The 7,975-nt window shown below is 69.9% G+C and carries 10 protein-coding genes and 1 pseudogene; 6 read left to right on the forward strand and 5 right to left on the reverse strand.

Annotated elements, in window-relative coordinates; all coding sequences use genetic code 11:
• Positions 1 to 44: 44 nt before the first annotated feature.
• Together ACH4E7_RS23910 and ACH4E7_RS23915 are read right to left on the reverse strand one after the other, a co-directional pair.
• Positions 45 to 245, reverse strand: a complete 201-nt coding sequence (locus tag ACH4E7_RS23910; protein WP_396251046.1) for a DUF397 domain-containing protein — start codon at positions 243 to 245, stop codon at positions 45 to 47.
• Positions 202 to 1,074: a Scr1 family TA system antitoxin-like transcriptional regulator gene (locus tag ACH4E7_RS23915; RefSeq protein ID WP_396251047.1), complete on the reverse strand. Its 873-nt coding sequence runs from the start codon at positions 1,072 to 1,074 to the stop codon at positions 202 to 204. Before ACH4E7_RS23915 ends, ACH4E7_RS23910 begins: the two co-directional genes overlap by 44 nt.
• Positions 1,075 to 1,227: 153 nt before the next feature.
• Here ACH4E7_RS23915 and ACH4E7_RS23920 point away from each other — a divergent pair, with 153 nt between their 5' ends.
• From ACH4E7_RS23920 to ACH4E7_RS23930, 3 genes are all read left to right on the forward strand, one after another.
• Complete coding sequence (locus ACH4E7_RS23920; protein ID WP_396251048.1) at positions 1,228 to 1,431, forward strand: hypothetical protein; 204 nt, start codon at positions 1,228 to 1,230, stop codon at positions 1,429 to 1,431.
• A gap of 319 nt (positions 1,432 to 1,750) precedes the next feature.
• Positions 1,751 to 2,218 carry an NUDIX domain-containing protein gene (locus ACH4E7_RS23925; protein WP_396251049.1) on the forward strand — a complete coding sequence of 156 codons (468 nt, stop codon included), beginning with the start codon at positions 1,751 to 1,753 and terminating at the stop codon, positions 2,216 to 2,218.
• A gap of 34 nt (positions 2,219 to 2,252) precedes the next feature.
• On the forward strand, positions 2,253 to 3,059 hold the full coding sequence (locus tag ACH4E7_RS23930) for a DUF4253 domain-containing protein (protein ID WP_396251050.1): 807 nt from the start codon (positions 2,253 to 2,255) through the stop codon (positions 3,057 to 3,059).
• Between the two features lie 15 nt (positions 3,060 to 3,074).
• On the opposite strand, the gene ACH4E7_RS23935 is transcribed toward ACH4E7_RS23930, so the two are convergent.
• The 3 genes and pseudogenes from ACH4E7_RS23935 to ACH4E7_RS23945 form a co-directional block, all read right to left on the reverse strand.
• Complete coding sequence (locus tag ACH4E7_RS23935; protein ID WP_396251052.1) at positions 3,075 to 4,865, reverse strand: glycoside hydrolase family 35 protein; 1,791 nt, start codon at positions 4,863 to 4,865, stop codon at positions 3,075 to 3,077.
• A 118-nt stretch (positions 4,866 to 4,983) separates the two neighbouring features.
• A pseudogene (locus tag ACH4E7_RS23940) lies at positions 4,984 to 5,082 on the reverse strand (short-chain dehydrogenase); the annotation flags it as partial.
• A 4-nt stretch (positions 5,083 to 5,086) separates the two neighbouring features.
• Complete coding sequence (locus tag ACH4E7_RS23945; protein WP_396251053.1) at positions 5,087 to 5,671, reverse strand: DinB family protein; 585 nt, start codon at positions 5,669 to 5,671, stop codon at positions 5,087 to 5,089.
• A gap of 5 nt (positions 5,672 to 5,676) precedes the next feature.
• Here ACH4E7_RS23945 and ACH4E7_RS23950 point away from each other — a divergent pair, with 5 nt between their 5' ends.
• The 3 genes from ACH4E7_RS23950 to ACH4E7_RS23960 all read left to right on the forward strand — a co-directional run bounded on the left by ACH4E7_RS23950 (position 5,677) and on the right by ACH4E7_RS23960 (position 7,722).
• Positions 5,677 to 5,805, forward strand: a complete 129-nt coding sequence (locus tag ACH4E7_RS23950; RefSeq protein ID WP_257548903.1) for a hypothetical protein — start codon at positions 5,677 to 5,679, stop codon at positions 5,803 to 5,805.
• A gap of 141 nt (positions 5,806 to 5,946) precedes the next feature.
• On the forward strand, positions 5,947 to 6,183 hold the full coding sequence (locus ACH4E7_RS23955) for a hypothetical protein (RefSeq protein ID WP_396251054.1): 237 nt from the start codon (positions 5,947 to 5,949) through the stop codon (positions 6,181 to 6,183).
• A gap of 258 nt (positions 6,184 to 6,441) precedes the next feature.
• Positions 6,442 to 7,722 (forward strand): MFS transporter, encoded by a 1,281-nt coding sequence (locus ACH4E7_RS23960; protein ID WP_396251055.1) that lies wholly within the window; start codon positions 6,442 to 6,444, stop codon positions 7,720 to 7,722.
• The last annotated feature ends 253 nt before the right edge of the window (positions 7,723 to 7,975 follow it).

A 7,975-nucleotide genomic window follows, 5' to 3' on the forward strand; every position in this document is an offset into this window, starting at 1 on the left:
GTGCGCCGTCGCCCTCGCGGAGGGCGACGGCGCCACATGAGACGTCAGTTGGTGCCGAACTCGCCTGCCCGGACGGCGGTGACGAAGGACTGCCAGGCAGTCAGGGAGAAGCTGAGACGGGGACCATCGGGGTCCTTGCTATCCCTCACGCGGCCTGGGTGCGCGTCATCCACTTCGATACAGGCGCCGCCGTCGTTGTTGCTATGGCTGCTCTTTCGCCAGCTCTCGTGCTGGTTCACTCGCACGGCCGTACTCCTTCGAGATGCGCCTGATCATCGCCAGAGAGTCTCTGGGCGATAGGGCCATGGCCCTGAGCAGATCGTATGACCTCCGGCGGGCGGCTACGCCCCCGGCATCTTCGATGAGTTCGCCACTGCGAGCACCTTCTTCCCAGGCCACCATCGGACGGCCCGGCACCGAATAGAGAAAGAGTGACCCTCCCATCTCGGCGTGAACTCCTGCGACGAATGGCAAGACCTGCACGGTGATGTGCGATCTCCGGTCCGACACGATGGCGTCGAGTTGTTGCCTCATCACCGTGGTGTTCCCGACCGGCCTTCGGAGAGTCGACTCGTCAAGAATGAACCAGCAATGTGGAGGGGTCGACGAAACCAACCGCTTCTGGCGGTCGAGACGCGTTGATACCAGCGCTTCGAGCTCTTGCGGGGTTGCATGTGGATGACCCGCGAGGAGTGAGCAGCGCGCGACCTCGGGCGTCTGGAGGAGCCCCGGAATGGTGGCAGCCGAGAACTCCTCGATGGCCTCCGCCTTGGCCTCGATCTCGGACCATTGGCGATATTTGCCGGGGAACTTTTCCTTCTTGGCGAGCCGGTAGATGCGGCCGAAGCGTCCGTCGGTGCCGAACGCGGCATCGAGCTTGGCCGGAAGTTCCGGCGGCGGCATCGACTCGGCGCGCTCGATCCTGGCCAGGTGCCCCTTCGAGAAGCAGCCGAGGATCTCGGTCAGTTGATCAAGCGACATGGAGTCGGCGAGCTCTCGGTGATTGCGCATCTCCCAGCCGAAGAGGTCGCGGGCCGAACGCCCCGGGTCCAACTTGTTGGGCTTGAAGGCCATGGCACCCCTCCAGTGTGTCCAACCGCGATGTGGCACACGTCCACACTGGTCAGCCTAGCTGCAGTGAGCAACGCTTGAAGCACGGAAAGTGAAGTCGATCGTGGATCGACTCGCGTGACTGCAGATTCACATGGAAGGCGATTAGTCGTGATCATGAAGTCGCCGGAGCCTGCCAAGCTCCACGGGTACGGGGTTCTCTGGGACACCGGAGCCCAGTGCTACCGGGTGCGCAACGAGATGACCAGGGAGTGGCTGCGCACCGCCGCCACCGGCGAGTTGGCCGCCTTCAGCTCCTTCGACGCCGCCTGGGGCGCCTGGAAGGTCTTCGAGGTGCACAAGCGTCCGGGGGAGCAGTGATGGGTTCGACCCTCTCCCGTGCGACCGCCGAGCAGCGTCGGCAGGCCGCCGCCGTCTGGACGACCTGACCACCGTCCTCGCCCTCGGCAGGGTCCGGCTCCCCACCCTGGAAGTCGACTGGGCCAACGGGCGCCTGACGTGCGAGTACCTCCTCCACATCACCGCCCGCCCGGTCGACCTCCCGCGGATCGTCGACCTGCTGCGCAAGGGGCTGCGCTACGAGCGCCTCGCCCATGACGACTGACCTCCTGGCCCGCCTGCTGTGGTGGGCGGGCTTCCCCCTCGTGCTCTTCTTCGCTTTGAGAAAGTGAACTTCCCCGTGTGTGACCCCCGCCTGCTCGCCAAGCCGCCCGTGGCCCGGCTCGGTTGCCTCGTCCTCGTGCGCAACCGGCGTGGCGACGTCCTGTTGGTCGACCCCGACTACATGGACGGGATGATCCTGCCCGGTGGCGCCGCCAAGCCCAACGAGCTCCGGCACCTGGCCGCCGCCCGCCACCTGCACACCGAGACCGGCCTGCGCCTGCGCCTGACCGACCTCCTCGCGGTCGACTTCACCCCCGCCGACCGCTACCTGGAACGCCTCAACCTCGTCTTCGACGGCGGCACCGTCTGCGACGACACCCCCCTCGCCGTCCCGCCCCAACACCGCAGCGATCTGCTCGGCGCCCGCTTCGTCCGCGTCCGCGAACTCCCCGACGTCACGGCCCCCTCCCAGGCCGCCCGCATCACCGAGGCCCTCGCCAACCGCACCCTGCCCATCCTCCTCCACGGACAGCGCGCCGCCTGACGGCCCTGTCGGTCCCCATCCTTACAGTGGGCGCATGACCTGGCCTTTCGATGTCGCCCCGCCCGTTCCGCTGCCGCCCGGCCGTTCCGTCGTCGCAGGCGAGGGCGACGGGCAGCGGCTCCCGCTGTGGATCAGCGACGCCCCCGCCCCCGACGGGCTCTGGGAGCAGCTGCACCGCGCCCACCCGCAGAGCGGGCTGTGGCCGTTGCTGCTCAGCCCGTTGGACGACGGCCCCGACTTCCGCCCCTGGCTGTCCGGCGAGCTCTACCCGGAGCACGCCTCCGACCCCGCCGAGCACGACCCGGCGGCGGTGCTGCGCGAGTGGTGGGAGCCGGGCGAGGACTTCGACCCTGAGGACTTCGACCCCGAGGACTTCGAGGAGGAGGCCGAGGCCCTCGCCCCCTACGGTGCCGCCTGGCCCGGGCTGGCGCCCGCCGCCACCGTCCCCGACGGGGCGGCCGACGCCGAGGCGCGGGGGCTGGCCGGGGTGCTGCAGTCCGTCAAGGACGTGCGACTCGGCCTGGTGCGGGCGGGCAGCGGGGCCGAGGCGCTGGTGGCGTGCGGGTGGAGCGGCCCGCTCAACCACGAGAACGACATCGCCAAGATCGCCGCTGTGCTCGCCGACTGGGAGTGCCGATTCGGCGCCCAGGTGGTCGAAGTCGGCTTCGACACCCTGCAGTTGAGCGTGGCAGTGCCGCCCGCGACCCTTGCCGAGGCGCTCCCGCTGGCTGCCGAGCACGCCGCCTTCTGCCCCGACCAGGTCCACCAGGGCACCGGCACCCTCACCGCCTACGCCGAGCAGCTGGTCGGCTCCCACCGCTGGTCCTTCTGGTGGGACTGATCGCCCGCCCTGCCGTCAGTACTCGGCACTGGGGGCCGCCGCGGTCGGCCCCAGGTCCGGCCGGTCGCGCAACTCCATCGCGTCGCCGTGGAGTTCGAGTTCGAGGACGGTGATCTCGTTGTCCCCGGCGTGCCACAGCGGTGCGGGGGCGTAGAGGGTGCGCTGGGGGCCCTCGGCGCGGTAGCGGCCGAGGAGGAAGCCGTTGACCCACAGCAGTCCGCGCCCCCAGCCGGGCAGGGCGACGAACGCGTCGGCGGGGGAGTCCAGTTGTGCCGTGAAGCGGTGGAACACCGGCTGCCCGTCCGCCGCCTCGACCTCGTCCGAGAAGCGCAGCGCGGACAGGTCGGCCAGCGGCAGCGGCCGGATCTGCCAGCCGAACAGCCGTTGCTGCCCGTGCGAGACGCCACGCGTGATGCCCTTGCGGTCGTCCATCTGCGGCCCGTAGTTCACCCGGCCCAGCGCCTCGACCAGGATGTCCAGCTGCACCCCGGCCTCCCCGACGGCCAGCGGCAACACCGCGCCGGGCGCGTTGCGGTCCAGCGTCCCGAGCGGGCGCCCGTCCGCGAACACCTGCGCGCGGTCGGCCAACCCGTCGACGCGCAGCGGTAGTTCGGGGCGCGGACCGGGCACGCGGGTGCGGTAGTGGATCAGGCCGCGGTCCTGTCCGAGGGCCTCCATCGGCAGCGGTGCGGCGCGCTCCACCGGCTGTGACAGCGCGTCCAGGCCCGTCAGCAGCGCCGCCCGGCCCTCGGCGTGCTCCAGCCGCTGCGGGGCCACCCTCGGCAGCTCGGGCGGCAGTTCGCCGACCGGCAGGTCCACGTAGCGGCCGATGACCTCGCGCAGTGCGTGGAACTTGTCGGTCAGCTCGCCCGCCTCGCCGATCGGCGCGTCGTAGTCGTAGCTGGTGACGGTCGGCTCGTACCCGGCGTCGTACGGGTGGGCGCCGGCGTGGTTGGCGCCGGACCACAGGCCGAAGCTGGTGCCGCCGTGCGCCATGTAGAGGTTCACGGAGGCGCCGGTGGCCAGCAGTTCGTCCAGCGAGGCGGCGGTCTCCTTCGGGTCGCGCACGTGGTGCGGGCGGCCCCACTGGTCGAACCAGCCGATCCAGAACTCCATCGCCGCCAGCGGCCCGTCCGTCTGGTGACGGCGTAGCAGTGCGAGGCGCTCGGGGGCGCGCGAGCCGAAGGTCGCGGTCGCCAGGTGCCCGGGGATCCCGCCGCCCTGCTGCATGAGGTCGTGGGCGCCGTCGGCGGTGAACAGCAGGCAGTCCACCCCGCGCCGCACCAGGCCGTCGCGCAGGTGGAGCAGGTAGGCGGCGTCGTCGCCGTAACTGCCGTACTCGTTCTCCACCTGCACCGCGACCACCGGCCCGCCCCGGCTCGCCAGCAGCGGCAGCACCTCGGGCACCAGCGCGTCGAACCAGCCGTCCACCTCGGCCAGGTACGCCGGGTCCGCGCAGCGCAGCCGCAGCCCCTCCACCGCCAGCAGCCGGGCCGGCAGCCCGCCGAACTCCCACTCCGCGCAGATGTAGGGGCCCGGCCGCAGGATCACGTCCAGCCCCAACTCCCCGGCCAGGCGAACGAACCGGCCCACATCGCGCCACCCGGTGAAGTCCGTCTGCCCGGCCCGCAGCTCGTGGAAGTTCCACGGCACGTACGTGTCCACCGTGTTCACCCCCAGCGCGCGCACCCGCCGCAGCCGGTCCTCCCACAGCTCGGGATGCACCCGGAAGTAGTGCACGGCCCCGGCAACCACCCGGTGCGGTACACCGTCCCGCAGGAACCCGCTCCCGTCGAACCCCAGCATGCGCAGCCCCGCCTTCCCTCAGGAAACCTCCGGCACCGCCCGAGCCTAGACGAGTGGATCCGAAGTTCCGCTGCGCCCAGTCCGACGGCAACGCCCTGGTACCTGCCCGGGCGGCGGATCACCCGCCCGTGAGGGGGCCGAGGTAGGTACCGCCGGAGACATCGATGGTCTGGCCGGTCACCCAGCGCCCCTGCGGACCCGCCAGGAAGCCCACCACACCTCTACGCCTTGATTGGTGCGGCCGACCTGGCGACTTGCTCGATCTTCGCGCGGTAGGCTGCGCGGGCTTCCTCGTCGATCTGCTTCTCGTGTTCGGCGCGCAACCCGGTCCGGCCGTCGAGGCCCTCGCGCAGGATGTCGGCGTGCCCGGCATGCCGGATGGACTCGCCGAGGACGTGGACCATGATGGCGAACAGGTTCGTGTCGGAATAGGGCTCCGGCCACCAAGGCACGTGGCCGGGGGCGTCGAGGGGCAGCTCTTTGATCGTCGCGTCCGAGTGTTCCCACGTGCGCCGGTAGAACCCGATGATCTGATCGCGGGTCTCGTCCTCGGTCGCCCACAGGTCGCTGCCGTTGGAGTCCTGCCACCGGGGCAGCGGTTCCGGGGAAGGGCGGTCGAAGACCTCGCCGAGGTACCTGGCCTCGACGGTGGCCACGTGTTTGACCAGGCCGAGGAGGTTGGTCCCGGTCGCTGTCAAAGGTCGGCGGGCGTCGTATTCGGACAAGCCGTCGAGTTTCCAGAGCAGCGCCTCGCGGTCCCGCCGCAGTCTCCCGTGCAGGTTGTCTTTCGCGAATTCATCGATCATGCGGCATGAGCCTGCCATGGGCTGCTCGTGGTCTCAAGATCCCGTACGTGGTCCGCAACGACTGGCAGAGCCGAGGCCTGGCCATGGCCGCCGCCCTGACCTGCTACAAGAAGCTCGCGAAACTTGCCACGTGAGACAACCCCTAAGTGCTCATCGCAACCTGGGCGTGGCGCGATCCACCCCGGACGGGCAGGGGCGAACCTCTGCCCGTCCGGGGTGATCGAAATCAGGGGATCGGCCCAGGAAGCTGACCCCATCGGACTATTGGACGGAACATGAGCATGGAACTCGACCGCCTGTCACAGATCCTCGGTGAGCCGGCGCAACGTCTGGCCGCGACCCCGTGGGAGCGGTCCGTTGCGGAGGTCGGCTTCGCATTCCCGTCGGACTACCGGGAGTTCGCGGACCGCTACGGGTGCGTGCGGATCAACGGCGAGCTGTCCGTTCCGGTGCCGACTTTGCGTTCCTACGGGACTCTGTTGCTCAATTCAGGTTGGGTGCGGATCTTCTGAGGGCGAGCCGCACGTCGCTGGCCTGCTGCGACACCCAGAAGCCCACGTCAGGAACGCACGAACCCTCAGAAGATCTACACCCTTCTCGTATCGCTTCTTGTCGAAGCCTGGCGGTCGGCCGTCGGCCTTCCTCGCCGGAAGAGGTTGGCGGCTTGGTCGGCCTTCGGTGCGTGAGACCGAGCAGGCGGGGCCTGGCCGCGGCCGGCTACCAGGTGGTAGAAGAGTCGGCCCAGCCCTGATCAACAACGCAGGAGTACGGTGAGTCAAACCAACACCATGTCCCCCTACGACATTCTGGACGAGGCCGACACGGCCCGTCGCCCCTGGCTGGTGCGGCGGGGCCTGGTACCCGAGTCCGCCCCCCAGCGCAGTCTGGCCCTTGGCGGTTTCGTCAACCAGATCGGTACGGCGGCCTTCCTGGCGACGGTGCCGTTGTACGCCCTGCGGGTGATCCGACTTCCCATCGGACAGGTCGGCCTTGGTCTCGGTGTCGCCGGGGTGGTCGGCCTGATCGCCGGCCCGCCCGTCGGGCACCTCGCCGACCGGCACGGCCCGCGCGGCATATTCCTGGTCACCCTGCTGATCCAGGCAGTGTCCATGCTGTCGCTGCTGTTCGCCCACTCATTCGTGGCGTTTATGCTGGCCGTAGCCGTGACCGACCTCGCCGGCGCCTCGGGTGGCGCGGCCCGTGGCCCGATGATCCGCCGCTTCGGCGGTGACGAGGTGCCGAAGTTCCGCGCCTACCTGCGCTCGATCGCCTTCCTGGCCAGCACTTTCGGGGCGCTGGCCGCCGGTGTGGTGATCCAGCTCGACACCGGCTCCGCCTACCGCGCGCTCATCGTCGCCAACGCCCTGACCTTCATCGGCTGCGCGGTCGTCATGTGCCGGGTGCCCAAGCTGGAGCCGCTGCCGTCCTCCACCGAGCCCGACCGGTGGCTCGCGCTGAAGGACAAGCCGTACATGGCGTTCGTCGCGCTGGACGGCATCCTGTGGATCCAGGGCGAGGTGGTTACCTACGCCCTGCCGCTGTGGGTAGTCCTGCACACCCATGCACCGCGCTGGTTCACCGGCGTGGCGCTCGCCGTCAACACCGTGATGGTGGTGTTCCTCCAGGTCCGCATCGGCCGGGGGATCAAGGGCGGCCCGGCCGCCGGCCGGGCCACTCGGCGTGCCGGGTTGGCGTTCCTAGTCGGCATGGGGGTCATCGCGATGGCGGCCGGCCTGCCGGGCTGGGCCGCTGCGGCGATCATGATGGCCGGCGTCGCCATCCACACGGTGGGTTCGCTGTGGCATGCAGCTGGGTCAATGGAACTGCGGTTCCGGCTGGCCCCTGCGCACGCGCAGGGGCAGTACTCCGGCGTGTTCGGCATGGGCATGGGCCTCTGCTACACCATCGCTCCCAGTCTGCTCGGCCTGCTCTGCCTGAGCTGGGGCGCACCCGGCTGGCTGGTCATGGGCGGTCTCTTCGTCGCGGCCGGCCTGGCCATGCCGTTCGTGGTCCGGTGGGCCGGACAGTCCCGCGAACCCATCGCCAGCTGAACAGACGAACCGGGGCCACGACGGCGAGGGTGCGCCTTACCGCGACACGCGATGCGGCACAGCCCCCCGGCCGCTGCCGTCGCCGCCTCACCAAGAAGGTCGCCCGCACATAACAGCCGAAGCGCACTCCAAGCCCGTCAGCACCGCCGACAAGGCGGCTAAGGGCGTCCGCCAGTAGGTGCCGAGCTAATTGGTAGTAGCAGGGCAGGCACGGTTCGCCCGATCATGGAGTTCTCTACGCTTCATGATCACC

This window comes from Kitasatospora sp. NPDC018058, assembly GCF_044327205.1.
GTDB lineage: Bacteria > Actinomycetota > Actinomycetes > Streptomycetales > Streptomycetaceae > Kitasatospora.

Coding starts and splice junctions, on each gene's coding strand:
- ACH4E7_RS23915 (WP_396251047.1), bottom strand. CDS start 1,074: ATGGCCTTCAAGCCCAACAAGTTGGACCCGGGGCGTTCGGCCCGCGAC.
- ACH4E7_RS23920 (WP_396251048.1), top strand. CDS start 1,228: ATGAAGTCGCCGGAGCCTGCCAAGCTCCACGGGTACGGGGTTCTCTGG.
- ACH4E7_RS23930 (WP_396251050.1), top strand. CDS start 2,253: ATGACCTGGCCTTTCGATGTCGCCCCGCCCGTTCCGCTGCCGCCCGGC.
- ACH4E7_RS23935 (WP_396251052.1), bottom strand. CDS start 4,865: ATGCTGGGGTTCGACGGGAGCGGGTTCCTGCGGGACGGTGTACCGCAC.
- ACH4E7_RS23945 (WP_396251053.1), bottom strand. CDS start 5,671: ATGATCGATGAATTCGCGAAAGACAACCTGCACGGGAGACTGCGGCGG.
- ACH4E7_RS23950 (WP_257548903.1), top strand. CDS start 5,677: ATGAGCCTGCCATGGGCTGCTCGTGGTCTCAAGATCCCGTACGTGGTC.
- ACH4E7_RS23955 (WP_396251054.1), top strand. CDS start 5,947: ATGAGCATGGAACTCGACCGCCTGTCACAGATCCTCGGTGAGCCGGCG.